This is a genomic window from Leisingera sp. ANG59 (assembly GCF_013317235.1).
Classification (GTDB): Bacteria; Pseudomonadota; Alphaproteobacteria; order Rhodobacterales; family Rhodobacteraceae; genus Leisingera.
Window position 1 is genome coordinate 23,853 of the sequence record NZ_WLCM01000033.1, and the last position, 26,606, is coordinate 50,458.

25 protein-coding genes, 1 tRNA gene and 1 pseudogene are annotated in these 26,606 nt (G+C 62.8%); 15 read left to right on the top strand and 12 right to left on the bottom strand.

The annotated features are described in order from the left end of the window. Positions 1 to 87 precede the first annotated feature (87 nt). The 7 genes from GKC28_RS20425 to GKC28_RS20455 all read left to right on the top strand — a co-directional run bounded on the left by GKC28_RS20425 (position 88) and on the right by GKC28_RS20455 (position 6,045). Positions 88 to 1,152: an ABC transporter ATP-binding protein gene (locus tag GKC28_RS20425; RefSeq protein ID WP_174148845.1), complete on the top strand. Its 1,065-nt coding sequence runs from the start codon at positions 88 to 90 to the stop codon at positions 1,150 to 1,152. A 7-nt stretch (positions 1,153 to 1,159) separates the two neighbouring features. Next, positions 1,160 to 2,254 (top strand): ABC transporter ATP-binding protein, encoded by a 1,095-nt coding sequence (locus GKC28_RS20430; RefSeq protein ID WP_174148846.1) that lies wholly within the window; start codon positions 1,160 to 1,162, stop codon positions 2,252 to 2,254. Continuing rightward, a complete protein-coding gene (locus GKC28_RS20435) occupies positions 2,254 to 3,117 on the top strand; it encodes a carbohydrate ABC transporter permease (RefSeq protein WP_019298162.1) in 864 nt (287 codons plus the stop codon). The genes GKC28_RS20430 and GKC28_RS20435 overlap by 1 nt, the downstream gene beginning before the upstream one ends. Before the next feature lie 12 nt (positions 3,118 to 3,129). Continuing rightward, positions 3,130 to 3,927 (top strand): carbohydrate ABC transporter permease, encoded by a 798-nt coding sequence (locus tag GKC28_RS20440; protein ID WP_174148847.1) that lies wholly within the window; start codon positions 3,130 to 3,132, stop codon positions 3,925 to 3,927. Then, positions 3,927 to 4,205 (top strand): DUF2160 domain-containing protein, encoded by a 279-nt coding sequence (locus tag GKC28_RS20445; protein WP_174148848.1) that lies wholly within the window; start codon positions 3,927 to 3,929, stop codon positions 4,203 to 4,205. Before GKC28_RS20440 ends, GKC28_RS20445 begins: the two co-directional genes overlap by 1 nt. A 312-nt stretch (positions 4,206 to 4,517) precedes the next feature. Further along, positions 4,518 to 4,913: a BlaI/MecI/CopY family transcriptional regulator gene (locus GKC28_RS20450; RefSeq protein WP_029205028.1), complete on the top strand. Its 396-nt coding sequence runs from the start codon at positions 4,518 to 4,520 to the stop codon at positions 4,911 to 4,913. Further along, positions 4,903 to 6,045 (top strand): M56 family metallopeptidase, encoded by a 1,143-nt coding sequence (locus tag GKC28_RS20455; protein ID WP_174148849.1) that lies wholly within the window; start codon positions 4,903 to 4,905, stop codon positions 6,043 to 6,045. Before GKC28_RS20450 ends, GKC28_RS20455 begins: the two co-directional genes overlap by 11 nt. Before the next feature lie 102 nt (positions 6,046 to 6,147). Here GKC28_RS20455 and GKC28_RS20460 read toward each other — a convergent pair whose 3' ends face one another. The 6 genes from GKC28_RS20460 to GKC28_RS20485 are packed head-to-tail and all read right to left on the bottom strand — an operon-like array spanning position 6,148 to position 11,035. Further along, positions 6,148 to 6,372 carry an NnrT protein gene (locus tag GKC28_RS20460; protein ID WP_174148850.1) on the bottom strand — a complete coding sequence of 75 codons (225 nt, stop codon included), beginning with the start codon at positions 6,370 to 6,372 and terminating at the stop codon, positions 6,148 to 6,150. Then, positions 6,369 to 6,542 (bottom strand): hypothetical protein, encoded by a 174-nt coding sequence (locus GKC28_RS20465; protein ID WP_174148851.1) that lies wholly within the window; start codon positions 6,540 to 6,542, stop codon positions 6,369 to 6,371. Before GKC28_RS20465 ends, GKC28_RS20460 begins: the two co-directional genes overlap by 4 nt. Position 6,543: 1 nt before the next feature. Beyond that, positions 6,544 to 8,424 (bottom strand): nitric oxide reductase activation protein NorD, encoded by a 1,881-nt coding sequence (locus GKC28_RS20470; protein ID WP_174148852.1) that lies wholly within the window; start codon positions 8,422 to 8,424, stop codon positions 6,544 to 6,546. A 4-nt stretch (positions 8,425 to 8,428) separates the two neighbouring features. Then, a complete protein-coding gene (locus GKC28_RS20475) occupies positions 8,429 to 9,223 on the bottom strand; it encodes a CbbQ/NirQ/NorQ/GpvN family protein (protein ID WP_174148853.1) in 795 nt (264 codons plus the stop codon). A 3-nt stretch (positions 9,224 to 9,226) separates the two neighbouring features. After that, positions 9,227 to 10,570 (bottom strand): cbb3-type cytochrome c oxidase subunit I, encoded by a 1,344-nt coding sequence (locus GKC28_RS20480; RefSeq protein WP_174148854.1) that lies wholly within the window; start codon positions 10,568 to 10,570, stop codon positions 9,227 to 9,229. Positions 10,571 to 10,582: 12 nt separating this feature from the next. Then, positions 10,583 to 11,035 (bottom strand): cytochrome c, encoded by a 453-nt coding sequence (locus tag GKC28_RS20485; protein ID WP_039150931.1) that lies wholly within the window; start codon positions 11,033 to 11,035, stop codon positions 10,583 to 10,585. Between the two features lie 124 nt (positions 11,036 to 11,159). Between GKC28_RS20485 and GKC28_RS20490 the strand changes: the two genes are divergently transcribed. Continuing rightward, positions 11,160 to 11,369 (top strand): hypothetical protein, encoded by a 210-nt coding sequence (locus GKC28_RS20490; protein WP_174148855.1) that lies wholly within the window; start codon positions 11,160 to 11,162, stop codon positions 11,367 to 11,369. Between the two features lie 306 nt (positions 11,370 to 11,675). After that, the gene (locus tag GKC28_RS20495) at positions 11,676 to 13,022 is read left to right on the top strand and encodes a PAS domain-containing methyl-accepting chemotaxis protein (protein ID WP_174148866.1); all 1,347 of its coding nucleotides are present in this window, start codon (positions 11,676 to 11,678) and stop codon (positions 13,020 to 13,022) included. A gap of 47 nt (positions 13,023 to 13,069) precedes the next feature. Here GKC28_RS20495 and GKC28_RS20500 read toward each other — a convergent pair whose 3' ends face one another. Next, complete coding sequence (locus GKC28_RS20500; RefSeq protein WP_174148856.1) at positions 13,070 to 13,765, bottom strand: Crp/Fnr family transcriptional regulator; 696 nt, start codon at positions 13,763 to 13,765, stop codon at positions 13,070 to 13,072. 243 nt (positions 13,766 to 14,008) lie between these two features. Here GKC28_RS20500 and GKC28_RS20505 point away from each other — a divergent pair, with 243 nt between their 5' ends. The 5 genes from GKC28_RS20505 to GKC28_RS20525 all read left to right on the top strand — a co-directional run bounded on the left by GKC28_RS20505 (position 14,009) and on the right by GKC28_RS20525 (position 21,403). Then, positions 14,009 to 15,217, top strand: coding sequence for an NnrS family protein (locus GKC28_RS20505; RefSeq protein WP_174148857.1), 1,209 nt, complete (start codon positions 14,009 to 14,011; stop codon positions 15,215 to 15,217). A gap of 84 nt (positions 15,218 to 15,301) precedes the next feature. Further along, the gene (locus tag GKC28_RS20510) at positions 15,302 to 16,297 is read left to right on the top strand and encodes a cytochrome-c peroxidase (protein ID WP_174148858.1); all 996 of its coding nucleotides are present in this window, start codon (positions 15,302 to 15,304) and stop codon (positions 16,295 to 16,297) included. 25 nt (positions 16,298 to 16,322) lie between these two features. Further along, the gene (locus GKC28_RS20515; RefSeq protein WP_174148859.1) at positions 16,323 to 18,686 is read left to right on the top strand and encodes a response regulator; all 2,364 of its coding nucleotides are present in this window, start codon (positions 16,323 to 16,325) and stop codon (positions 18,684 to 18,686) included. Between the two features lie 386 nt (positions 18,687 to 19,072). Further along, a complete protein-coding gene (locus GKC28_RS20520) occupies positions 19,073 to 21,007 on the top strand; it encodes an acyl CoA:acetate/3-ketoacid CoA transferase (protein WP_174148860.1) in 1,935 nt (644 codons plus the stop codon). A 321-nt stretch (positions 21,008 to 21,328) separates the two neighbouring features. Next, positions 21,329 to 21,403 (top strand) — tRNA-Gln (locus GKC28_RS20525). 325 nt (positions 21,404 to 21,728) lie between these two features. Here GKC28_RS20525 and GKC28_RS20530 read toward each other — a convergent pair. The 5 genes from GKC28_RS20530 to GKC28_RS20550 form a co-directional block, all read right to left on the bottom strand. Continuing rightward, a complete protein-coding gene (locus GKC28_RS20530) occupies positions 21,729 to 22,094 on the bottom strand; it encodes a cytochrome C oxidase subunit IV family protein (RefSeq protein ID WP_174148861.1) in 366 nt (121 codons plus the stop codon). Positions 22,095 to 22,103: 9 nt separating this feature from the next. After that, the gene (locus GKC28_RS20535) at positions 22,104 to 22,820 is read right to left on the bottom strand and encodes a heme-copper oxidase subunit III family protein (RefSeq protein WP_174148862.1); all 717 of its coding nucleotides are present in this window, start codon (positions 22,818 to 22,820) and stop codon (positions 22,104 to 22,106) included. Between the two features lie 12 nt (positions 22,821 to 22,832). Further along, positions 22,833 to 23,531 (bottom strand): cytochrome c oxidase subunit 3, encoded by a 699-nt coding sequence (locus GKC28_RS20540; protein WP_174148863.1) that lies wholly within the window; start codon positions 23,529 to 23,531, stop codon positions 22,833 to 22,835. Then, positions 23,528 to 25,300, bottom strand: coding sequence for a cbb3-type cytochrome c oxidase subunit I (locus GKC28_RS20545; protein WP_174148864.1), 1,773 nt, complete (start codon positions 25,298 to 25,300; stop codon positions 23,528 to 23,530). The genes GKC28_RS20540 and GKC28_RS20545 overlap by 4 nt, the downstream gene beginning before the upstream one ends. A 111-nt stretch (positions 25,301 to 25,411) precedes the next feature. Then, positions 25,412 to 26,242, bottom strand: a complete 831-nt coding sequence (locus GKC28_RS20550; RefSeq protein WP_174148867.1) for a cytochrome c oxidase subunit II — start codon at positions 26,240 to 26,242, stop codon at positions 25,412 to 25,414. 240 nt (positions 26,243 to 26,482) lie between these two features. Here GKC28_RS20550 and GKC28_RS26510 point away from each other — a divergent pair. Continuing rightward, a pseudogene (locus GKC28_RS26510) lies at positions 26,483 to 26,606 on the top strand (IS110 family transposase); the annotation flags it as partial.

Consider the following 26,606-nt stretch of genomic DNA (forward strand, 5'->3'; position numbering starts at 1 on the left):
TCCGTCATCCGGGGCCATCTTCCCCAAGATCAGAGCGCGCCCCTGCCCCGCGCGCGAACAGGCCGCCTGCCGGAAAGTCAAAGCAAGATGGCACTCGAACTCAAGGGTGTGACCAAGCGCGTCGGCGCCATTCAGCACATCAAGGAAACCTCCCTGCTGCTGGAGCCCGGTCACTTCAACGTCCTCCTCGGCGCCACTGGCTCCGGAAAGACCTCACTCATAAAACTGATGGCGGGCCTCGACCCGATGGCCAGCGGCCAAGTGCTGATGGATGGCGAGGATGTCAGCCGTCTCAGCACACAGAAGCGCAACATCAGCCTGGTGCATCAGTTCTTCATCAACTACCCGCACATGACGGTGTTTGAAAACATCGCCTCGCCGCTGAAAGTGGCTGGAATGGCGAAGTCGGAGATCGAAGGCCGCGTCGAAGAGGCCGCCGCGATCCTGCAGCTGAAGCCGATGCTGCACCGCCGCCCGCATGAGCTGTCCGGCGGCCAGCAGCAGCGCTGCGCACTGGCCCGCGCGATTGCCAAGGAAAGCCGCGCGGTGTTCCTGGATGAGCCGCTGGCCAACCTTGACTACAAGCTGCGCGAGGAGCTGCGCGACCAGCTGCCCGAACTGTTTGCAGGCCGCGGCGCGGTGGTGGTCTACGCGACCTCCGAACCCGAAGAGGCGCTGCTTCTGGGCGGCAAGACCGCGCTGATGCGTGACGGCCGGGTGACCCAGTTCGGCCCCACCGCCGAAATCTACCGCAACCCCGGCAATGTCGATGCGGCTCGGGTGTTCTCCGACCCGCCGATCAACACCGCCGAGATCACCAAGCAGGGCAGCATGGCCCGCCTGGGCGCCGGCGTCACCTGGGAGCTGAGCGGCGCTGCCGTTGGGCTGGCAGATGGCACCTACACCATCGCCATCCGCCCGCACCACGTGCTGCCTGTCGCGAAAAACGGCGCCCATGTGCAGCTGTCAGGCCAGGTGCAGGTGACGGAACTCTCCGGCTCCGAAAGCTCCGCCCATTTCGACATGGGTTCCGGCAGCTGGGTCTCGCTGGCCCACGGCGTCCACCCCTATCAGGTGGGCGAGCTGCACGACTTCTACATGGACCCCGCGCAGGCATATTTCTTTGCCCCCGACGGCAGCCGCGCGGCGTGAGGCATCAATGGCTAAAATAACTCTCTCCAAACTGCGCCACAGCTATCTTTCGACGCCGAAGTCCGACTCGGATTACGCGCTTAAGGAAATCGACCTCGACTGGACCGACGGCGGCGCTTATGCGCTGCTCGGCCCCTCGGGCTGCGGCAAATCCACCCTGCTCAACATCATCTCGGGACTACTGGTCCCGTCCGAGGGCCAGATCCTGTTCGACGGCAAGGACGTGACCGCCCTGCCCCCGGATCAGCGCAACATCGCTCAGGTGTTCCAGTTCCCGGTGATATACGATACCATGACGGTCTACGACAACCTGGCGTTTCCCCTGCGCAACCGCGGCCGGGACGAGGCCACCGTGCACGAGCGGGTGATGGCGATTGCCGAAATGCTCGAAGTCACCGAGATGCTGGAGCAGAAGGCGGCAGGCCTGTCACCGGACAATAAACAGAAGATCTCCATGGGCCGCGGCTTGGTGCGCGAGGACGTCAACGTGGTGATGTTCGACGAACCGCTGACCGTGATCGACCCGCACCTGAAGTGGAAACTGCGCTCCAAGCTGAAAGAGCTGCACCAGCGGGTCAAGGCGACGATGATCTACGTCACCCACGACCAGACCGAAGCGCTGACCTTTGCCGATCAGGTGGTGGTGATGCAGCTGGGCGAGGTTGTGCAAATCGGCACCCCGGTGGAGCTGTTCGAGCGCCCCGCGCACACTTTCGTCGGCCACTTCATCGGCTCGCCGGGGATGAACATCCTGCCTTGCGAACTGCACCAGGGGTCTTCTGTCTTTGCAGGCCAGTCCGTTGCCCTGGAAGGCCCCGTACAGGGCGCCGCAAACGGCCGGACCGAGATCGGTATCCGCCCGGAGTTCGTCTCGCTGGCGGATCACGGCCTGCCCGCGGCCGTCACCAAGGTCTCTGACATCGGCCGCCACACGGTGGTGGAATGCGAGGCCGGCGGCTGCCGCATCAACGCGATCACCGATGGCGCCGCCCCCGAAAAAGGCAGCGCCGTGCGCCTCGCCTTCCGCCAGGACATGACCCGGCTTTACGTGGATGGCTGGCTTGCCACCTCCCCCGCTGCAGACGAACAAGGAGCGGCCTGATGAAAACCGAAAACCAGAAAGCCTGGTTCTTTGTGCTGCCGGTGCTGGCGCTGGTCGCCTTCAACGCGCTGATCCCGATGATGACGGTGGTCAACTACTCGGTGCAGGAGACCTTTGGCGACAACGTGTTCTTCTGGCAGGGCCTGGACTGGTTCCAGCAGATCCTGCGCTCTGACCGCTTCCACGCGGCGCTTGGCCGCCAGTTCCTGTTCACTTTCCTGATCCTGATCATCGAGGTGCCGCTGGGCATCGCCATTGCGCTGTCGATGCCGCGCAAGGGGTTCTGGGTGCCGGTGTGCCTGGTGCTGATGGCGCTGCCGATGCTGATCCCGTGGAACGTGGTCGGCGCCATGTGGAACATCTTCACCCTGCCCGACATTGGCCTCTTGGGCTATTTCCTGAACCATGTGCTGGGCATCTCCTATGACATGACGCAGGATCCGGTTGCAGCCTGGGTGACCATCGTCACCATGGATGTCTGGCACTGGACCTCGCTGGTGGTGCTGCTGAGCTATGCGGGCCTGGTGTCGATCCCCGACGCCTATTACCAGGCGGCCAAGATCGACGGCGCCTCCAACTGGGCGGTGTTCCGGTTCATTCAGCTGCCGAAGATGAAGACGGTGCTGACCATCGCCATCCTGCTGCGCTTCATGGACAGCTTCAACATCTACACCGAACCGTTCGTTCTGACCGGCGGCGGTCCCGGCAACTCCACCACGCTGTTGTCGATCGACCTGGTAAAAATCGCGCTTGGCCAATTCGACCTCGGCCCCGCTGCCGCCATGTCGCTCATCTATTTCGCAATCACTCTTCTGGTCAGCTGGCTGTTCTACACGCTGATGACCAAAGACGACCTGAATTAAGGAGGCGGACCGGTGCAAAAACGATCCATCGTCCCCGTGGTCTATATCCTGTTCCTCATGCTGCCGATCTACTGGCTGGTGGCAATGAGCTTCAAGACGACCAATGAAATCCTCTCGGGCTTCTCGCTGTTCCCGCAGACTTTCACGCTCGACAACTACATCGCGATCTTCACCGATCCGACCTGGTACTGGGGCTACATCAACTCGATCCTCTACGTGACGATCAACACGCTGATCTCAGTTGCCGTGGCGCTGCCCGCCGCCTATGCCTTCAGCCGCTACCGCTTCCTTGGCGACAAGCAGCTGTTCTTCTGGCTGCTGACCAACCGGATGGCGCCGGCCGCCGTGTTTGCGCTGCCGTTCTTCCAGCTCTATTCTGCGTCCGGGCTGTTCGACACCCATATCGCGGTGGCGCTGGCGCACTGCCTGTTCAACATCCCGCTGGCGGTCTGGATCCTCGAAGGCTTCATGGGCGGCGTGCCGAAAGAGCTGGATGAAACCGCCTATGTCGACGGCTATTCCTTCCCGCGCTTCTTCGCCACGGTCTTCATCCCGTCGATCAAGGCAGGCGTCGGCGTGGCCGCCTTCTTCTGCTTCATGTTCTCCTGGGTGGAACTGCTGCTGGCCAAGACCCTGACTGCGGTCGAGGCAAAGCCGATCGCCGCTACCATGACCCGCACCGCGTCCAGCGCGGGCTATGAACTGGGCCTGCTGGCGGCAGCGGGAACTTTGACAATCATTCCGGGCGCCATCGTGATCTGGTTTGTCCGCAACTACATCGCGAAGGGTTTCGCGATGGGGAGGGTGTAATGCTTTCATGGATGGCCTGGACCTGGCCCACTGCCCTGTTGTTCATCGGTATCTTCAGCGCCATCGGCGTGCTGATCATCGCTGAAATCCGTCACCCCGGCGGCGATGCCCGCAAGGGCGTGCTCGGCCTCACCACCACCCGCGGCGACCGGCTGTTCATCAGCCTGCTGGGCACCTCCTACATCTTCCTGGCCTGGCTTGGCCTGGTGGGGATGCCGCTGTGGTGGCCGTTGGGGCTGTCGATCGCCTGGGGCATCTTCTGCTTCTGGAAGGTCTGAATGCGCTGCGGGTCAAGGGGGCCGAAGGTTCCACCGCAGGCGGCTTGCCCTTGACCCGCGAACCCCAAACGCAATCAGGGCAGGCCATGAAGGCAAACTTGCATTTCAAGGTCTTCACAGCCCAAACCTGCAACGGCTGCGCTGGATGCCGCCCCAACGTCCGGCCCGCCCCCTGCTGAAAAGAGCGCGCGGCAGCGCAGATTTTGACAATAGAACCCCGCCCGCCGCGCATCTTCTAAAAAAATAGTTTTCACGGAAGCCTGCTTCCCCTAGCATGACTGGAACGACCATATGAGCCGGACTGCCGAGGCGATGCGCAAGAAACACGACACTTCCCTGCTGACCGAGGTTGAGCTGGAATTCATGACCGTGGTCTGGGACATGGGCGGCGGCACCGTGCGCGATATCCTTGCCGAGCTGAACAAGATGCAGGAACGCGCCTACACCTCGGTGGCCACGGTTCTCAAGATAATGGAGCAGAAGGGCTTCCTCACCAGCGAGCGCAAGGACCGCTCCCTGGTCTACCGCCCCGCCGTTCCCAAGGCAGAGTATCAGAAAACATCTCTGAAAAACCTTTCGAGCAAGCTTTTCAACGGCGCGCCCGCCGCATTGGTGGCGCGGCTGGTCGATGATGAGGATGTGACCGATGAGATGCTCGAGGAGATGCGGGCGCTCTTGGAGGAAAGGCTGGGGGATAATGAACGCTGATGTTCTGCTGAATGCCTATATTGACCTGAATATCCTGCTGCTCGCGGGCACCTTGTTGTGGTTCGCAGCCCGCAAGGCGCTGGCGCGCAGCCCGCTGGGGCGCGCCTACCGGCCGCAGCTGCGGCTTTTGAATAGCATGACGGTGCTGCTGGCGGCCTCCCCCCTGCTGATCCTGGCCTTCACCCGGTTCGTCATCGCCCATCCGCCGAATTTCTCCGACATGCTGGTTTCGCAGTACCTGCAGGGCAACGTCAGTATGAGCGCCGGCACGTTCGAGGCCACCCTCGGCCTGCGCGAGGACGCGGTGCGCGGCCTCACCAGCCTGCAGCCGGCTTGGGCGCAAGCCATTGCCGCAGCCTTTGCCGCCGGGGCGCTGATCTGCCTGGCGCATGTGGCGGTTTCCGTATTCCGGCTGCGCCAAAATCTGCGCGGCGCCTTTACCTGGAAACGCATCGGCCGGATACAGCTGATGGTGTCCGATGATATCCGCGTGGCCTATTCCACCCGCGGGCCGTTTTGCCGCTATGTGGTGCTGCCTTCATCGCTGCTGAACGACCCGCGCGATCTGCGCCTGACTGTCGCGCATGAGCTGCAGCACTTCCGCCAGCGCGATATCGAATGCGAATTCCTGCTGGAGCTGCTGCGCCCCGCCCTGTTCTGGAACCCCGCCTTTTATATGTGGCGGCGCGAAGTGCGGCTGCTGCGGGAGTTTGCCTGCGACCAGGCGCTAATGGCGCGGCCCGGTTTCGATGTGCGCGCCTATTGCGAATGCCTGATCCGCGCCTGCGCCCATGCCGCCCGCGGCCCCGCCCTGTTCACCCGCCGCAGCCCGGCGGTGGCGCTGGTCGACCGCCGCGAAACCCGCCGCGGGGCGTCCCTGCAGCGCCGCATTATCGCGGTGACGGCGGTTCAGCCGCAAGGCCCGAACTCGCTGGGCTGGGGGCTGGTGTCCTTGGCAATGGCCGGGGTGGTGCTGGCAACCGCGATGCTGCTGCAGCGGCCCAGCGACTGGAGCCATGACCGGATCATGCTTTCGACCATCGTCAATCTGGAACGCATGGCAACCCGCAACAGCGCACCCGAGCTGGCTGTCAGCGCCTTGAACGGTGGCTTTGCCGTCCCGTCTCAATAAACCAGCCGCCTTGTTGATTCTGCCGTGCCGCTGGTCCACGGCGCCAGGCCCGCTCAGCATGTGGCCACTTTCAATTCTGCCCGTTCTCTGGGCTGCTGCCAGTCAGCCGCCGCCGGCCCGCCGCTTCAGCCGCTCGATATGGCGGGCAAAGGCATACGTTGCAGGCACCCCCAGCAGCAGCCCCCAGGCTACTGATTCATAAGGGCTCAGCACCCGCCAGCCGATCCAGCTGGCAATCAGCGAGGCAAAGAAGATGTTGACCGCTGCGGCCCCGGCTCCGAACGGGTATAGCGCCACCAGCAACCGCCAGGAAGGCTGCGCTGTCATCGCCGGCTCACCAGGAATTGGACGAACCCCAAGCTGACGATCAGGGCGATGGAACCCATCAGAAACCAGAACTCCGCAGTTTCAGTCTGCGGCTGCGGGATCGGCCGCTCGAAGGTGGCGGCAAAGGCGCTGGAGGGCACCAGCAGGGCCAGAGAAAAAATGCGTTTCATCTCAGTGCTCCATGGTCAGGGATTGATAGATTTCCGGCAGTGCGCGCGGCAGTCTGTCCGGGTCGGGCAAGAGGGTGAAACCCGCGCGCCCGAAGATGCGGGCAAACCAGTCCTGCCCGTCGGCGTCGATCACCACACCATGCACCGACTGGCCCAGGGCGCGCGCCTCGCGCACCGCCATGCGGCTGTCCTCGATTCCATGCACGCCTTCGTAGTGGTCCAAATCGTTGGGCTTGCCATCGGTCAGAACCAGCAGCAGGCGGCGTTCGGATCCTTCCTCGGCCAGCTGGGCGGAAGCATGGCGGATCGCGGCGCCCAGACGGGTATAGTGGCCGGGCTTGAAGCCGCCGATGCGGGCGGTGACCGCCTGGGACATCGGATCCTCGAACCCTTTGGCGCGGGTCAGAAACACCCGGTCGCGTCGCAGGGAGGAGAACCCCCAGATGCCCAGCCGGTCGCCCGCCGTGGCGATGCCGCCAGCCAAGGCCGCGAGTGACTCGCGGGCGGTCTCAATGACCGGGCGGTCGCCGACGGTGGCCTCGGTGGAGCGGGAGCAGTCCATCAGCACCGCCACGCTCAGGTCGCGGGCCATCGGGCGGCTGGCCTGCCAGACCCGGTCGCTGCCCTGCTGGCCGCAGGCCAGATCGACATGGGATTTCACCACCGCTTCCAGATCCAGCTCTTCGCCGTCCAGCTGCCGCGGCAGCATCACCCGGCGCGGGTGCAGCGGCGCAAACTGCCGGCGCACCCGGGCGACCAGCCGCGGGTCGGGCTGGAAGCTGTCGGAGGGTTTGCCTTCGGCCTCCAGCACGCGGGCGTGCGCGGGCATGTGCTTGCCCAGCCGGTGGTTCCATTCCGGATAGGTGAACTGCCCCGCCAGGTGTTCATGCTCAGCATCCTGCGGCGACAGGTCCAGCGAGATCCGCAGCCGCGACGCCGCGCGTTTCATATGCTGCGAGAGGGTGAGGTTGTCCTGATCCTCTGCCGCTTTCTGGGCGTTCTCGTTGTCGTCGTCATCGACCATACGGTTGATGTTCAGGCTTTCGGCCCAGGACAGGATGGATTCGAACCGGTGAACGATGAAACTGTCCTTGCGGGTGGTCTGGTCCTGATCCTGGCGCTTGGCCGTCTTGCGGGTGGAGACGGCAAGGCCTGGGGTTTTCATTTCCTCTTCCGCTGCGGGGGCCGCGCCCCTGCCCGCCTGCGGCACAGGCAGGCGCAGCCAGAACGGCACCGGCTGATAGGTGCGGTAGCCGCGTGGCGCGGTGCAGGCGCAGGGTTCGGCAATGCGGCAATCAGAGCCGATTTGATCCAGCACCATCCGCTCGATCCGTGCCTCGAACCGCGGCAGGCCGTTGCGTTTGCGGGTCTCAGCAACATGAGCGCAGAAGGCACCGTAAGCAGACCGCAGCCCCGGACAGGCAGCGAACACCTTGTCCGCGGCACGGGCATTAGCGGCGATTTCCAGCTGGTCGGCCTGATAACAGTCCTCGTTGCGGTCCGGCAGGTCTATCACGGCGGCCATTGCGGCCAGCCACAGATAGGCCTTGCGGTTCAGCTCGGGGCTGGAAAAAACCGACATTTCCGGCGGCAAGCGCAAGCGCTCACCATCGAAACTGGCCATATGCACCATCTCGCGCGGGGTGCCGATGCGGCGCAGCCGGTCCGGACGGTGATCCGACAGCACCGCGGGCGCCACCTGGATTTCCACGCCCCCGGCCCCGCCCAGCGCCCGGAACAAGGCCGCCACGCTGGCGCGCATGTCCTCGAACCGGACGGTGTGTTCGGTCCCATCTTCTGCGGCGCCGATCCGTGTGGCCATGCCGTGCCACAGGTTGCCAACCGTTTCTTCGGGTTCCAGAAGGTCGAGAGCGTGGATCATGGCATCACCCGTAGACGCTGGCGGCAAGGTCGCGCAGCGCCTGCTGCACATCAGCCTCGTCGCTGAGGGGTTCGATGATAGCGGCCTCCACCGCGCGCTCCACACCCATGCCTTTGGCAATCAGCGTGGCGGCGTAGATCAGGAGACGGGTGGAGACACCTTCCTCCAGATCCATGCCCGAGAGCTTGCGGATATGGCCCGCCAGCCGCACCAGCGCGGCGGAGCGGTCCTTGTCCAGCCCGCTCTCGGAAGCGACGACCGCAGTTTCGGCGGAGGCTTCCGGGAAGTCAAAGCCGATCGACAGGAAGCGCTGACGGGTCGAGGGCTTCAGCTTCTTCAGGATATTCTGGTAGCCGGGGTTGTAGCTCGCAACCAGCATGAAGGGCTTGGGCGCGGCGAGCTCCTCGCCGGTGCGGTCGATGACCAGGCGGCGGCGGTCGTCGGTCAGCGGGTGCAGCACCACGGCCACATCCTTGCGAGCCTCAACCACTTCATCCAGGTAGCAGATGCCACCCTCGCGCACCGCGCGGGTCAGCGGACCGTCGACCCAGACCGTCTCGCCGCCTTTCAGCAGGTAGCGGCCGATCAGGTCGGCGGCCGACAGGTCGTCGTGGCAGGCAACGGTGTGGAGGGGCAGCCCGAGCCGGGCTGCCATATGTTCCACGAACCGCGTCTTGCCGCAGCCGGTGGGCCCCTTCAGAAGAAGGGGCAGACCGTTGGCTTGGGCCATCTCGAAGACGGTGCATTCATCGCCTGCGGGACGGTAGAAAGGAACGGAAGGCGTGTTCATCGCGTTCATGGCTTACTCTCCCGGTACGGCCGCGGGGCCAGGTTTGATAACCTCGCGGCGGATCACCACCATCGAGTAGATGAAAAGCAGCGCACCGATCACAACCGCCACACCAGAGCCGAGGCGCATCAGGTAGAAGACACCCAGCTGGTCCTGAACATCCATGTAGTAGTCGCCGACAATGCGCTGCATGTGGGTCTGGATGGTGCCGGCAAAGGTCAGTACGAAGGTCATGAAGGCCATGCCGCCGGTCATCAGCCAGAAGGACGCCATGTTCAGCACCTGGTTATAGGGGTCGCGGTTCCTGAGCTGCGGCATCGCATAGGTGAACATGGCCAGGTTCAGGGCCACATAGGCGCCAAAGAACGCGAGGTGGCCGTGGGCAGCGGTGATCTGGGTGCCGTGGGTGTAGAAGTTCACCCCATGCAGCGTGTGCAGGAAGCCCCAGACGCCGGCCCCGAAGAAGGCCACGGTGGAGGAGCCGAGCGACCACAAGAGCGCCGCCTTGTTCGGGTGGTTCTTGCGGCCCTTCCAGACCATGATGAAGGCAAAGCTCATCATCGCGAAGAAGGGGATCACTTCCAGGGTTGAGAAAATCGAGCCGATCCACTGCCAGTAACCGGGGGTGCCGATCCAGAAGAAGTGGTGGCCGGTGCCGAGGATGCCGGAGAACAGCGCCAGCGCCACGATGACATAGAGCCATTTCTCCACCACCTCGCGGTCAACGCCGGTCAGCTTCAGCATCAGGTAGCCGAGGATCGCGGCCATCACCAATTCCCAGGTGGCTTCCACCCACAGGTGGACAACGAACCACCAGTACATCTTGTCGAGCGACAGGTTGTCCGGGTTGATGAAGGCGAAGATCCACAAGAGCGACAGCAGCCAAAGGCCCATCAAGAGGATGTTGGTGATCGCGGTCTTGCGGCCTGCCAGCACGGTCAGCGAGATATTCACGAGGAAGATCACCGCCGCAACCAGGATGCCGAACTTGACCCACAGGGGCTGTTCCAGGAACTCCCGCCCGCCGTGGATGCCGGCGAGGTAGGAGACCACTGCGCCCAGTGTTCCGACCACCAGAATCGCCAGCTGGATATAGGCCAGCTTGACCGAGAAAATCTCGCGCTCGGATTCCTCGGGGATCAGGTAATAGGCAGCGCCGAAGAAGCCCAGCAACAGCCAGACCACCAGTGCGTTGGTGTGCAGCATCCGCACGATGTTGAACGGCAGCAGCTCGCTCAGCGTGTTGGGCCAGACATAGATCCAGCCGGCCAGCAGGCCGCCCAGAACCTGGATGGCAAACAGGCCCATTGCCACCATGAAGTAGGCATAGGCCACTTTTTGAGATTGATATTTCATTGTTTCTCTCCCTCAGCCCGCGTCGTTCGGCGGCCAGTTCTGGGTATCGGTCTGATCCGCCCAGCGCAGGAATTCGGACAAGGCCTTGGTCTCTTCCTCCGTCAGGTCGAAGAACGGCATCTGGCGGCGCCCCTCAACGCCGGAGGGCTGCGATTTCATCCAGCCATCAAGCATTTCATAGGCGCCTTCCGGATCGTCCAGCACGCCCCAGCGGGTCATCACATTGCCCACTTCCGGTGCGAAATAGGCACCCTCGCCGTGCAGCGTGTGGCAGTTGATGCAGGAGTGGCGCTCCCACACATGCTTGCCCTGGCGCACCTCGTCGGTCAGCTCCATGCCAGCGGTGGACGTGTTTACGATGAAGCGGTGGCTGTGCGCGGTCATGGCCACGAACACGACGACGAAGAACAAGGAGCCCCCGTAGAACACGTTCCTGGCCCGCGACTTGGTAAGTATCTCTGACATATCGCGGTCCTGAGTACAGTTGCGGATGGGACCTGCCTAAACCCGCGCACCGCCGCGGATATTGTTGAAGCGCAAAGACCGGGCGCATTGCTGCACGCAAGATGCAGGAAAAGGAGGACACGCCATGCGCCGCCCCGATTTCGACAATCCAGACCTGCCGCTCTCGGACCTGTTCCACCACTGGCCCGCCTGCGCAGGCGAGTTCATGCGCCGCAAGATGCTCTGCCCCGGCTGCCCGATCGCGCCGTTCCACACAGTTATTGATGCCTGCGAGGAATACGGGCTGGAGGAGATGGCGTTCAGGGAACAGCTGAAGAGTGCCGCGATGGCTTGAAGCGGATCATGACTTGATTAGGGTCCGCGAAGTTTCCACCCGTCTCAGAATGTATCTTCAGCTTGACCCGGATTTTCAGTGACCCGTGATTGAGGCCGGTCCACTGCCCGGAATGACCCGGGGCAATCCCAATTCAGTCCGTGCTGACGGCGCCGAGGCGCGTTAACTCTTTTGCTTTAGTTTTACGGTACGACTCGTTGTCCAGAGGAGTGAGGCCCAGCAATCCTTGGAGTAAAGCTAGTGTTTTTTACCAGAGCAAAGCCGAAAACGGCTGAGGAAGATGATACCACTGCAATCATCGCAGGAATGGTCGACCGCACACAGGCAACCATTCAATTCCACCCGGATGGCACAATCATCACCGCAAACCAGAACTTTCTGAACGCATTGGGTTACGCCCTGGAGGAAATCCAGGGGAAACACCATTCCATGTTTGTCGCCCCGGAACTGGTCGCATCCAGTGACTACAAAACATTCTGGTCGGACCTTGCCAGCGGCAAAGTGTTCTCGGATCAGTTTCCACGTGTGACGAAGTCAGGCGAAACAATCTGGATCCAAGCGACCTATGCCCCGGTGGAGGGAGACGATGGAAAGGTTGTGAGGGTGGTGAAAGTGGCCTCTGACATCACTGAGCGCCGCCGCGCTTTGGATGAGATCGGAGCAGGGCTTCATGAACTCAGCGGCGGCAATCTGACTCATCGGGTTGCGGTTTCCAGTCTTCCGGACGTCGGTGCTCTTGGGAAGACATTCAATCATTCCCTTGAACAACTCAGTTCATCCGTGAAGACCGTCAAGCAAGTGTCATCCGCCGTTGGCCGCACCGCAGAGGAAATTTCGCAATCAGCCGGCGATCTTTCTCAGCGCACGGAAAGCCAGGCGGCGACCCTGGAGGAAACGGCTGCTGCAATCGAAGAATTGACCGCGACGGTCAAGGCCTCTGCCGAAGGCGCCCAGAAAGTCGAAGGAATCGTCGCTGAGGCCAAAACTTCGGCAGAACGCAGCGGCGAGGTCGTGAGCAGCGCAATCGACGCGATGGCACAAATCGAAAGCTCTTCTGAGCAGATCTCGAAAATCATTGGTGTGATTGACGACATTGCCTTCCAAACCAACCTCCTGGCACTGAACGCCGGCGTAGAGGCGGCCCGGGCCGGCGAGGCCGGACGCGGGTTCGCGGTTGTCGCTTCCGAGGTCAGGGCGCTGGCGCAGCGGTCCGCCGACGCGGCAGGGGAAATCAAGCAGTTGATCGGCGAGAGCAACCGGCAAGTCGCCACAGGCGTGGACCTCGTTGGAAAGTCCGGCGAAGAACTGCAGCAGATTATCAGAAGCGTGGCCACGATCTCCGAACATATCCAAGATATAGCGAAAGGCGCTTCCGAGCAGTCGACGGCATTGCTGGAGATCAATCAGGGTGTTTCGCAGCTTGACCGGGTCACTCAGCAGAATGCAGCCATGGTCGAACAGACCTCAGCGGCAAGCCAGATGCTGACCAATGACGCCGGCCACCTCACCCAGGAGGTTTCCAAGTTCAAAGAAGGCAGCGAAGGCGCCGAACCGGCGGCTACGGCAAGAAAGCCCGCTCCGCCTGCCTCCCAGCCGGACACAGTCATCGCAGAGGAAGATCTGCCTATGGCCCAGGGTTGGAACAACTTCTGACAACATCAGGCGCCGCTGCCGCGGCAAACGATGCGAAGGGCCAGCCCCTAGCCCTGTGCCCCGCTCAGGATCACCAGCCTGTGCGGGGCCGTAACCACAATGTGCTTGCGGGTCGAGTGCACGATGCCGTCCTTCTCCCAGGCCGACAACAAACGGCTGACAGTGTGCAGCGTGGTGCCGGTCATCTCGGAGATGTTGCGGCGGGTCACCGGGAAGGCGATCTCGATCCCCTCCTCCACCTTGCGGCCCGACTGATTCACCATCCGCAACAGCGCCGCCGCCACCCGTTGCTCCACCGCCTGCGTCGCCAGTTCTGTGATCCGCGTTTGCATCTCTCCCAGCCGCTGGCCGAGGGTGGTGTAGCTCTCGGTGGCGAAACCCGCGTACTTGGCGGTGAACTCCCCCCACAGCCGCACTGGCCAGGACAGCGCCAGCGATTCCGAGGCTGCCACTGCGGTCGCCGGATAGGTGTCGCGGTTCAGCGCCGGCGCGATGCCGAACAGCTGCCCGGGGGAAATGTGCAGCGCGATAATCTGTTCGCCGCCCTCGGTGGTCTTCACCACCCGGATATAGCCGTCCAGCAGCAGGTGGAACCGCTCGGCATCATGGCCTTCGCGAAAGATTTCCGCCCCTTCGTCATAACGCTTGGGCAGCGCCTGATCGAGGATTTCGCGGATCTGGCTGCGCTCCAGGAGGCTGAAGGGCGGCAGCCCGGTCAGGAGGCTTTCGTCGAGCTTGGACAAGAATGCACCGCAAGTTTGCTGAAGGACAAAGAGGTCACCCCGCCGTTATCGCATAGTGGCGGCAGAGGAAACAACCGTGCGGGAAAAAACGGGAATCCGGAATTTGGGGGAGCCTCCCTCCTCCCTGCCCGCCGGCGCTGATCCACGTGGTCCGGCAAAAGATTGCGTCCCTTGCGCCGGACCGGCGGGCGGCACCTGACCAGTGCCGCCCGTCCTTCTTTGACCGGGCGCAAGGAGGCCGTGATGGCTGCGCGAACCGAATATACCGGACCTGTCTTGTTTTCCTTCGGCTTCAGGCCGTTCTTTCTGGGCGCCTGCCTGTTTGCCTTGCTGGCCATCCCCGCCTGGCTGCTGATCTGGCGCGGCGATCTGGAGTACTCTGGCCCGTTCCTTCCAACCGGCTGGCACATCCACGAGATGATCTTTGGCTATGGCGCTGCAGTGGTGGCGGGCTTCCTGTTCACTGCGGTGCCGAACTGGACCGGGCGGATACCTGCGCGCGGGCTGCCGCTTGCGCTGCTGTCCGGCCTGTGGCTGTTGGGGCGGCTGGCGGCGGCGGGCTGGCTGGGGCTGCCCGCGCTGGGGGTGATGGCCGTGGACTGCGCCTTCCTGATCGCGGTAATCGCAATGATCGCACGGGAAATCATCGCGGGCGAGAACTGGCGTAATCTCAAGGTCCTGGTGCCTGTCACCCTGCTGGGCGTGGCCAACGCCTGTTTCCACATCGAGGCAATGGCCGGGGGAGCGGCAGATGTCTCGCGCCGCCTGGGCATTGCGGTTCTGATCTTCCTGATCATGCTGATCGGCGGCCGGATAATCCCCAGTTTCACCCGCAACTGGCTGGCCAAACACGGTGCGGAAGAGATGCCGGTGCCCTTTGGCAAGTTCGACACCGTGACGCTGGTTTGCGGCGCGGCTGCCCTGCTGGCCTGGACCGCCGCGCCCTGGGCCGGCGTCAGCGGTGGACTGTTGCTGGCGGCCGGTTTGCTGCACGCAGTGCGGCTGGCGCGTTGGCGCAGCCTGGCGGCCCTGCCGAATCCGCTGCTGCTGATGCTGCACCTGGCCTATGCGCTGGTGCCCGCGGGGCTGATCGCGGCAGGCGGCGTGCCCTATGGCCTGCTGGAACCGGCCGTACCAGCGCATATTCTGGGCATCGGTGCCATAGGCGGCATGACGCTGGCGGTGATGATGCGGGCCACTATGGGCCACAGCGGCCGCCCACTGGCTGCCGGCCCCGCGCTGACCATCGCCTTCATGCTGCTGCTCGGCGCTGCTGCGGCGCGCGTTGCCGGCAGCACGGAAGTGGCCGCGGGTCTGGATGGGATCGCGCTATCGGCCATCCTGTGGACCGCCGGGTTCGCGCTGATGGTGCTGAAAGCCGGCCCCTGGCTTGTTACCCGGCGGCTTGGCCCCAAGAAGATCTCCGGCAAGCCCGCGCCGGCTGCGTCATAGCAGCAGCACACGATTTCTTAACCGCCTTCCCTGATGATGGCTTTCCGGTTAACAAGTTTGCGGGATACGTAGAGGAGGTCCTGAATGCGGTGGAACGCTGCTGCCCTGGCGCCGCTGCTTTTGTGGACTTTCCAGAGCCTGGCCCAGGCCGCCGGGCTCGAAGCGTTCCAGCGCCCTCAGACGGTGCCGTTTCCCGAAGACGCCCCCTTCAACCGCGAGATTGCCACCCTCGGCAAAATGCTGTTCTTTGATCCGCGCCTGTCCGGAGGACAGAACATCAGCTGCTCCAGCTGCCACAACCCCTCCTTCGGCTGGGAAGTTCCTGTTCGCAAGGCAATGGGCGCAGCCGGCACACCGGTCCGCCGCCACGCGCCGACGATTCTCAATGCCGCGTGGATCACACCGCTGTTCTGGGACGGGCGCGCAGCAAGCCTGGAAGAGCAGGCCGCCGGGCCAATCACAGCGCCGGATGAAATGAACGCCACATTTGAAGGAATCACCGAACGGCTGTCCGCGGTGCAGGACTACAGAATCTGGTTCGAGCGTCTGTTCCCTGGCCAGGGCATCCGCAAGGAAAGCGTGCTGACGGCACTGGCCACATATGAGCGGACGATCGTCAGCGGTGTCGCCAGCTTCGACCGCTGGGTGGAAGGTGATGAAACGGCCGTATCCGACGCCGCCAAACGCGGCTTTGCGCTGTTCACCGGAAAGGCGAACTGTGCGTCATGCCACACTGGCTGGATGTTCACCGACAACCAAATGCATGACATCGGGCTGCAAACCAGTGATCTTGGCGGTGGCGGCCTGGTGCCGCCCGATCCTGACCTGAACTTCCGCTTCAAGACACCGGGCCTGCGCAATATTGTCCTGCGGGCGCCTTACATGCATGACGGCTCGAAGGGCTCACTGGAAGAGGTGATCCGCCACTATGCCGCTGGCGGCAGCGCAGACATTGAAAGAACGGCAGAAGTCGAGGGTTTCAGCCTCAATGAAGGCGACACTGAAGATCTCATCGCATTCCTGGCAACGCTGACGGACACCGGGACCAATACGCCAACCCCAATCCTGCCGGCCAATTGATGCGCGCGCCGGAGGGACACCACGCATGAACATCAAACGGTCCATCGTGCTGCCGGTACTGATTATCGCAGCAGCTGCCCTTTTTGCGGCGGTTCTGGTCGGTGGCATGGCCGTCTTTGCCTCCGCCCGCAAGGATGCCGCGCTGGAGGCATCGCTGGAAGTCACCCGGCGCATCAGCGGCGTCACGGCGGGCATTACCGCCGCCGAAGTTTATGCTCAGGATGTGCTGGCAATGACCCGGCTGATCCCGCAAGAGGAAGTGGCCCGGCAGTTTCACGGTTACCTGAACGCGATCAACCGAGAGCTGGCCGCGCTGGCAAAGCTGCCGCTGTCCGCGCCGCTGCGTGCGGAAGTCCGGGCGCTGGACACGGCCCTGTCGGTATGGTGCGTAAAGGCTGTTGTGCTCCTGGGCATCAAACCCGAACAGGAAATCCCCACACTCAGCGCACTGGTCATGAGCAGCGAGGCCGTAACCCGTCAGGCCGCAATCGTAACGTCGATGGCCGCGCAACATGCGGAACAGGCCGTAGCGGCAACCAACCAGATGCTGACCCGCATCCTGGTTCTGGGGCTGACCGGAACCACGTTGCTGATGGCCGCTGCCTTGATGATTTCTATGCGCAAGGCACGCAGCTTTTCGGCTTCGGTTCAGCTGGCCGCCCAGAAACTGCGGCGGCTCGCCAGCCGCGAACAGTCTGCGGCACCGGCCGGCGACAACGAGATTGCCGCCATGTTCACAGCACTCGACACCCTTGAAATCAGCCTGCAAGAAAAGAAACGGATCGCCGACAGGCTGATGCAGGAGAAAGCCCGGGCTGAAGCCGCCACTGAGACCAAGTCCCGCTTTCTGGCCACCATGAGCCATGAAATCCGCACCCCGATCAACGGAGTGCTTGGAATGGCAGAGGTGCTCAGCGAGACTAGCCTGACATCTGAACAACAGTCCTGCGCCAACACAATCCTGACCTCCTCCGAGGCTCTTCTGCGCATTGTCAATGACATCCTCGACTTCTCCAAGCTGGAGGCCGGCAAGACGCAGATGCTGGAGCAGCCCTTCAACCTGCGCGACGTGATCTATGATGTGGCCGCGCTGATGTCTCCCAGCGCCAACGCCAAGGGCATCGAAATCTGCATTGACATTCCGGAAGGCACCCCGGCGGAGTTCTGCGGTGACAGCGGCCGGGTTCGGCAGATCCTGATGAACCTGGTCGGCAACGCCATAAAGTTCACCATGAAGGGATTTGTCAGCATCACTCTCAATTACGATGCCTGCCACAGGATTCCCTTGTGCATAGACGTCCGGGATACCGGGGTCGGCATCCCTCAGGACAGCCTGGGCCAGATCTTTCACGCATTCGAGCAGGTTGAAAGCACCAACGCCCGGCGGTTCGAAGGAACCGGGCTCGGGCTGGCAATTTCCTCGCGGCTGACACAGGCAATGGGCGGCCGCATCGATGTCGTCTCGGAAGTCGGCAAAGGGTCCTGTTTTACCGTCTGCCTGACACTGCCTGTCGCAGTCCCGGCCACACCGCGGACGCAACCGCTGGCAGGAATCCGTGTAGCGGCGATTGCGGACCTGCCATTCTCCCGTGAAGTACGGAAGCGCCAGCTTGACTATTGGGGCGCGGAAACGCTTGCCTCCTCCAGCCTGCAAGACCTGCTGGCTGGGGTCACCGCGATGACGGCAGAGCAGCGGCGGCCGGATCTGGTGCTGGTGGAAACCAGCCTGACGCTAGAGCAGGCCAGAGCCTTCTGCCAGGAACTGCACGCGTTGCCGGACTGCCGGGAGCTGCCCATCGTGTATTGCACCGGCGGCCAGCTGCTGGCCGACTATCAGGAGCTCAGAAGCTGCAAGACCGTGCATGTGCTCTTGAAACCTGCCCGCGGCAAGCTTCTGCTAAGCACCCTGCTAAATGCCTTGAAAAGCCCGATCCTCCCCGCTGCCGATCAGCCGGCCGGCGCTGAGCGAACCGGGGACAGTTTCGGCCTTCTGCGGGTTCTTGCGGCAGAAGACAACCGGACCAATCAGCTGGTCCTGCAGAAGATGCTGGCTCCAACCGGCATCAGCCTGACCATCTGCAGCAACGGCCAGGAGGCGCTCAGCACCTTCGCCGCGCAAAGCTACGACCTGGTGCTGATGGATATGTCGATGCCGGTGATGGACGGGCTGGAGGCCACCCGCCGCCTGCGTGCCTGGGAGCAGGAAAACGGCCGCCCGCCCTGCCCTGTCCTGGCGCTCACGGCAAATGTGCTGAGCACGGACGAAGCGGCCTGCCGCGCCGCCGGAATGTCGGGTTTCCTGTCCAAGCCTGTGCGTAAAAGGGAGCTGCTGGAGCAGATCGCCCGCTGGACAAAGAACACATCGGAACTTCCAGCCAAACAAGCCTGAAGTTTCCGCTGCCACGGGCAGTGTTCAAACAATGCCCTCGCCGTCGCTCCGGCTCCGCACAGGCGCAGGACGCGGGCACCAGCCCGGAGTCGGATGTTCTGATCGCGATTCCGGGCTATCCAGGTTGTCCTGCGGAGGGCGTGTGCAAGTCTTTTTCCGCCCATTTCAGCCGGCGGCGGTATACATGCAGCCTCTGCCTGGAAACCACCGCCGCTAATCGGAAACTTCAGCGTCGCACCACCCCGCGCGATGTCGCAACTCCCCTGTCCGCTGACGCAATCAAAGGACAGCAGCGCTGCACCGCCCGCCTAACATGCCTGACCAGATTTCCGTGCGGCTGCAAAGCCCCCGCGGAGGGCAACCGGCATCGGGGAGGAAGCACCGCCATGAAAGACAAGACAACCACCACCGAACAGGCCATGGCGCTGATCCGTGACGGCGATGTCGTGACCACCACCGGCTTTGTGCAAAGCTGCATCCCGGAACTGCTGCACGCAGCGCTGGAAAAGCGGTTCCTGGCCGAAGGCGCCCCCCGCGACCTCACCCTGATCATGTGCGCAGGCGCCGGCGACAGCAAAGGCTTGGGCACCGGGCGGCTGCATCACGACGGCCTGCTGCGCCGGGTGATTGCCGGCAACTTCGGCCGCATGCCCAAGGTTGCCCAGGCCGCGCAAGAGAACAAGATCTGCGGCTACAACCTGCCCCAGGGGGTGATCTCGCAGCTCTACCGCGCCTGCGCTGCTGGCCAGCCGGGCCTGTTCTCCAAAGTCGGCCTGCACACCTATGTCGACCCGCGCCACGGCGGCGGCAAGGTCAACAAGGTGACCGAGGAGGACATCGTCCGCTACCACGAAGTCGACGGCGAGGAATGGCTGTTCTACAAAGCCACCAAGATTGACGTCGCCTTCATCCGCGGCACCAGCGCCGACCGCTCCGGCAACATCAGCATGGAGCGCGAGGCGCTGACGCTGGACTGCCTGGCCCAGGCGATGGCGGCCCACAACAACGGCGGCATCGTCATCGCCCAGGTGGAGCGCATCGTCGAGGACGGCTCGATCAAACCCAAGGACGTGAAAATCCCCGGCCTGCTGGTGGATTGCGTCTGCGTGGCAGAAGATCCTGAGATGCACAAGATGAACTACGGCGTGCAGCACAACCCGGCACTGTCTGGAGAAATCCGGGTGCCGGTGGAGGGCATCGCAAGGATGCCGCTTGACCAGCGCAAGATCATCGCCCGCCGCGCCGCCTTCGAACTGCCGCCCAACGGCGCCGTGAACCTGGGCGTCGGCGCGCCCGACGGTGTCGCGGCGGTGGCCAACGAGGAAAAGGCCACCCCCTACATCACCCTCACCACCGAGGCCGGCGCCGTCGGCGGGGTGCTGGCAGGCGGCTCCAGCTTCGGCTCTTCAGCCAATGCCGACGCCATCATCGACCAGAACCAGATGTTCGACTTCTATGACGGCGGCGGGCTGGACCTCACCTGTCTCGGCATGGCCGAATGCGATGCCGAGGGCAGCGTCAACGCCTCCCGCTTCGGCGGGCGCCTCAACGGTTGCGGCGGCTTCATCAACATCTCGCAGAACTCCCGCGCCGTGGTTTTTGCCGGCACCTTCACCGCGGGCGGCCTGAAGGTCGCGGTGGAAAACGGCGAGCTGCGCATCGTCCAGGAAGGCCGCAACAAGAAGTTCGTGCGCCTGATCGAACAGATCACCTTCTCAGGGCCTTACGCCTCTCAACGCTCGCAGCCGGTGCTGTATGTGACAGAGCGCTGCGTGCTGCAGCTGACCCCCAAGGGGCTGGAACTGATCGAAATCGCCCCCGGCATCGACCTGCAGCGCGACATCCTCGGCCAGATGGAGTTCAAGCCGATCATCGAAAACGTCGCCCTGATGGATGCGCGCATCTTCCGGGATGAGCCGATGGGGCTGATGAACGACCTGTTGAACCTCAACCTCTCCGAACGCGTCACCTACGACGCCGCCCGCCACATCATGTTCCTCAACCTAGAAGGCTGGAGCGTCCGCAAGAAGCAGGACGTCGAGGATCTGGACCGGGTGCTGCAGGACGCCTTCGCCAGAAGCGGCCGCGATGTGAACATGGTGATGAACCAGAACGGCTTCCGCATCGCTGAGGACCTGCAGGACGGCTACGCCGCGTCTGTGGGCCGGACGCTGGAGAAGCACTCGGCCTCGATCGCCCATTACACCACCAGCGCCTTCATGCGCCTGAAGATGCAGGGCGAACTCGCAAGCCGCGGTGTCCAGCCGCATATCTTCGAGAGCGGTGAGGAGGCGCACCAGCAGGCAATCTGGGGCTCCTGACCTTTGCTGCTGCAGGCGGTTTTCACATTTTGCCACCATGGCTGCCCCGCCCACAGGAGCAGCCAATTCCGTATCCCGGGCCTACTGTTTCCGGCTGGCGCTCCAAAGCCCGCGCAGCCGTAGGAACGGCCTGCCAGACCCCCGCAAATTCAGCCCTATACTGCTGAAAGAAATGCATTTTACGCTTCTGCAGCCAGCCGTTCCGGACACCCTGAAACCGGCTGCACGAGGATTTCCAAGCCGGCAGAAAAAAGAACTGCACTTTTTTTCAAAAACCCTCTTGCACCCCCCCCAAACAAACTTTAGACAGCGCCTCACCGATGGGGTGTAGCCAAGTGGTAAGGCAGCGGTTTTTGGTACCGTGTACCGTAGGTTCGAATCCTACCACCCCAGCCATCGGCCTTTCTCCCAACACTGCAAGCGGCTGACGAGCTCGAGAGAGCGGGATTGCACCCGTTTTCGGCCCCAGTGGTTCACGGATGAGTTGGCGTGTCGAGTTAGCTACCGGCAAAGCCCCAGCAACTGCGTCGGGTTTGATTGCGGGTCACCTTGACGAAGGATGCGTCAAGATCGGCAGCGGGGCTTGCCCTAGGATCTCGGAAAACGGGGCTCCAGACGGGCCATCTGCAAGCTGGTCAGACAGAAGAGTCCGCTCATATCACCGCTTGGAAATTTCGAACGGTGAACGGCGCAGCGCTCCGGAAATCAATGAAGCCTGATCCTAACGGGATCCGAATTCTATCAACCGTGTCGCCACGGTGTAATCGGATTCCACCAGCAGGATCACAAGCAGGCCGATCAGCGCCAGCGGCGGCAGCAGGATCGCATAGCTCAGGGCGAGGCGTTCCCAGGCAATATGCATGAATACGGCCACGATCAGGCCCGCCTTCAGCATCATGAAGGTGAGGATCAGCGTCCAGCGCAAGAGTCCCTGAAGCCCGGCATAGTCGACATAATACGATGCCGCGCTCAGCACGAACAGCAGCCCCCAGACCAGCAGATAGAGCCTGATCGGATGCTGCTGCCCGCCGTGCTCACCAACGGCAGCCTTGGCGTGCGTCCCGGCGGTCTGAGATGATTGTGCCATTCCGTCCCCCTACCACAAATAGAAGAATGCAAAGATGAAGACCCAGACCAAATCCACGAAGTGCCAGTACAGCCCCATGATCTCGACGCCTTCGTAGTCGCCGTTGCCGCGCGACATCCAGCTGCGCTCATCGCGGTCAAAATCGCCGCGCCAGACCTTTCTGGCGATAATCACCAGGAAAATGACCCCGATGGTGACATGGGTGCCGTGGAATCCGGTGATTATGAAGAAGCTGGCTCCGAACTGCTCGGCGCCCCAGGGGTTTTCCCAGGGCCGGACGCCTTCGGAAATCAGCTTGGTCCACTCGAAAGCCTGCATGCCCACAAAAGCCGCGCCAAGCGCCGCGGTTGCCAGCATCAGCAGCGCAGTGGGAACGCGGGCCTTGCGGTAGGCGTTGTTGACGGCCATCGCCATGGTGCCAGAAGAGGAGATCAGCACAAAGGTCATGATGGCGATCAGCAGCAGCGGAAAGTTGTGGCCGCCGATGTGCAGGGCGAACACTTCGCTTGCGTTCGGCCAGTCCACCGTCGTTGAACTGCGCGCGGTCATATAGGCGGCCAGGAAACAGGCAAAGACAAAGGTATCGCTGAGCAGCAGGATCCACATCATTGCCTTGCCCCAGGAGACCTTTTTGAACACCCGCTGATCGGACCCCCAGTCGGCGGCAAAGCCGCTGTGGCCCTGCTGCAGCAGCGTCTGGTCCTGGCCTTGGTACTTGCTTTCCATCTCTCCTCCCCCTTATCCCACGGCGGCGCGGCACAGCGCCAGAAAGGCGTTGCCCCAGCCTTGCAGCAGCGCAAACAGCATCAGCCAGAAGGCCAGCAGCCCGTGCCAGTAGAGCGCGCAGAGCCGCACCCCCGGCAGCAGCGCCTTCACATCCCCGGCCCCGGCGTGGCGCAGCGCGACTGCCGCCAGAGCGATGATGCCGCCCAGCACATGCAGCCCGTGCAGGCCGGTGATCAGATAGAAAAAGCTTGCCGCAGGGGTGCCGTCCAGCCGGTAGCCGCCCGCGGTCAGTTCCATCCAGACCTGCGCCTGCCCTGCCAAAAAGGCGAGCGTGGCGATGCTGGCGGCGATCAGGCTGGCATTCAGCCAGCGCGCAGTGCCGGCCCGCGCCGAAATCACCACAAACTGCAGAAAGAGGCTCGCCAGCAGCAAGAGCCCGGTGTTCAGCCAGACCCGGCCGGGCAGCGGCACCAGCTCCCACGGTGTTTCCTCGATCTGCATCACGAAGGCGCTGCCCAGCATGGCAAACAGCCCGCCGACCACGGCCAGAAAGACCGCGATGAAGATGAACCCCGGCGCCCGGCCCGGGCCATGGCCTGCCAGGGGCGCGATCCCGGTCTCCAGCCAGGGCTTGGAGGCCAGGCGCTGCTGCGACAGCCACAGGCCCGCAACCAGGGCGACCAGCGCCAGAAAGGCAAGAATGACCGTCACAGCCGCCTGTCCTCCCCGTCGGAGAACCAGGGATCGTTCTGGGCGAGGTAATCCTCAGGCGCCCCGGGCACGCTGTAGTCGTATGCCCAGCGGTAGACATCGGGCAGCTCGTCCCAATTGCCGTGCCTGGGCGGGGTCTCGGGTGTCTGCCATTCCAATGAGGCCGCCCGCCACGGGTTGCCGCCCGCTTCGCGGCCGCGGCGCAGGCTCCAGAAGATGTTGAACAGGAACAGCACCTGCACCGCCCCCACGATCAGCGCGGCGGAGGAGATGAAGGCATTGAGCCCGTCCACCGGCGCGGTCAGGAATTCAGGCTCGCCGATCTCGAAATACCGGCGCGGCACACCGACCAGGCCGACATAATGCATCGGGAAGAACACCGCATAGGCGCCGATGAAAGTGACCCAGAAATGGATCTGCCCCATCGCCTCGTTCAGCATCCGGCCGGTTATCTTGGGATACCAGTGGTAGATCGCGCCGAAGATCACCATGATTGGCGCCACCCCCATCACCATGTGGAAATGGGCCACGACGAACATGGTGTCGGACAGCGGCACATCAACCACCACATTGCCCAGGAACAGCCCGGTCAGCCCGCCGTTCACAAAGGTCACGATGAACCCCAGCGCAAACAGCATCGGGATGGTCAGATGGATGTCGCCCTTCCACAGGGTCAGAACCCAGTTGTAGACCTTGATCGCGGTCGGGATGGCGATGATCAGCGTTGTTGTGGCAAAGAAGAAGCCGAACCACGGGTGCATGCCGGACACATACATGTGGTGCGCCCAGACGATGAAGCTGAGCGCGCCGATGATGACAATGGCCCAGACCATCATCCGGTAGCCGAAGATGTTCTTGCGCGCGTGCACCGCGATCAGGTCGGAAACGATGCCGAAGGCGGGCAGCGCCACGATATAGACCTCGGGGTGGCCGAAGAACCAGAACAGGTGCTGGAAGGCGATGGGGCTGCCGCCGCCGTAGCTGAGCTTTTCGCCCAGTTCCACCAGCGTCGGCATGAAGAACGACGTGCCCAGCAGCCGGTCGAACAGCATCATCACGCAGGCGACGAACAGGGCCGGGAAGGCCAGCAGCGCCATCACCGTGGCGGTGAAGATGCCCCAGACCGTCAGCGGCAGCCGCATCATCGTCATGCCGCGGGTGCGGGCCTGCAGCACGGTCACAGCATAGTTCAGCCCGCCCATGGTGAAGCCGATGATGAACAGGATAAGCGAGACCAGCATCAGGATAATGCCGCTTTGCGCGCCGCCCGGGGTACCCGACAGAACCGCCTGCGGCGGGTACAGCGTCCAGCCCGCGCCGGTCGGCCCGCCGGGAACAAAAAAGCTGGCGACCAGCACCAGCACTGCCAGCAGATAGACCCAATAGCTGAGCATATTGACGAAGGGGAACACCATATCGCGGGCGCCAACCATCAGCGGGATCAGGTAATTGCCGAACCCGCCCAGAAAGATCGCGGTGAGCAGGTAAATCACCATGATCATCCCGTGCATGGTGACAAACTGGTAATAGGCCTCGGCGGTGATGAAGTCGAAGGTGCCGGGAAACCCCAGCTGCAGCCGCATCAACCAGGACATCACCAGCGCCACCAGGCCGATTGCCACGGCGGTGCCGGAATACTGGATGGCGATATACTTGGCATCCTGCGAGAAAACGTATTTGCCGATCCAGCTGTGCGCATGCGGCGGCATCACATCTGCAACTTCGCGCGGCGGCAGTTGCATCTGATCGTCAGAACCGCGGTCTACCATGCCTTCCTCCCTGCATGCTTCCTCCATACCCGGCGGCATTCAGCGCGCCGGACCATCAGGGCCGCAGAAGGGGGGCGGCCCGGTCAGGCCTTGCTTCCGGCATTGCGCCGGTCAGTTCTCCGCCAGTTGCACCGGCTGGGCAGCGCGGGCATTGCTGGCGTATTCTTCAAAAGTCAGCTGCTCCTGCAGCCACTCGTGGTATTCCTCTGCCTCCACAACGGTCACATAGCCGCGCATGAAGGGGTGCGCGGTGCCGCAGTATTCGGCGCACAGCACTTCGAAGTCGCCGGTGCGGGTCGGGGTGAACCAGATGTAGGTGACCATGCCCGGCACCATGTCCATCTTGGCGCGGAATTCGGGCACGTAGAAATTATGCAAGACGTCGATGGAGCGCAGCAGCAGCTTCACCGGCTGGTCCACCGGCAGATACACTTCACCGCCCTCGATGATGAGGTCATCCTTGCCGAACCGGTCATGCGGGTTGACGCCCAGGGGGTTTTCACCGTTCACCCATTCGGCATCCGCGGTGCCCAGCACGCCGTCGGCACCGGGCAGCCGGTAGGCCCAGCTCCATTGCTGGCCGAAGACCTCAAGCTCGGTTGCCTCCTCCGGCACGGTGACGAACTGCTTCCACACGAACAGCCCAGGCACCAGCATCGCCGCCACCCCGGCGGCGGTGACACCGGTCAGCCACCACTCCAGGCGCTTGTTCTCCGGGTCGAACTCCGCCTTGTGCCCCGGCCGGTGCCGGAACTTCAGCACGCAATATGCCATGAACAGAACAATGGCAGCAAACACTGCGCCGGTGATCCAGAAGGTGATGACCAGCGTGTTGTCGATATAGTCCCAGTTCGACGCGATCGGAGTCCACCACCATGGACTTAATAGATGGAACGCAATGGACCCCAGTACGATCAAGACGAGTGCGACCACGATTAGCATCCCGCCCCCTTTCCCTGCATGGCGGAACATCCGGAACGTCCGGCAAGCAGAATTATTGGTAAGCCGCACCACTATAGGGTATTTTTGCGAAACAATCCAGTGAACCGGTCTGAAGACAGATGGGGTATTCGGCTTGCGCCCCACTTCCAGCCTCGGTCTCCGGTAGGTGCTGCGTCTCGAGCTGATGATAATACGTGGTTTGTGTGAAGCAGCCACAAGCATCAGGGAAGGAGACGCAGCATGAAGCATTATGCCGGATTGGATGTATCAGTAAAAGAAACCGCCATTTGTGTTGTCGACGACGACGGCCAAGTCTGCTCAGAAATGAAGATTGCGAGCCACCCCGAGGAGCTCTCTCTGGCCT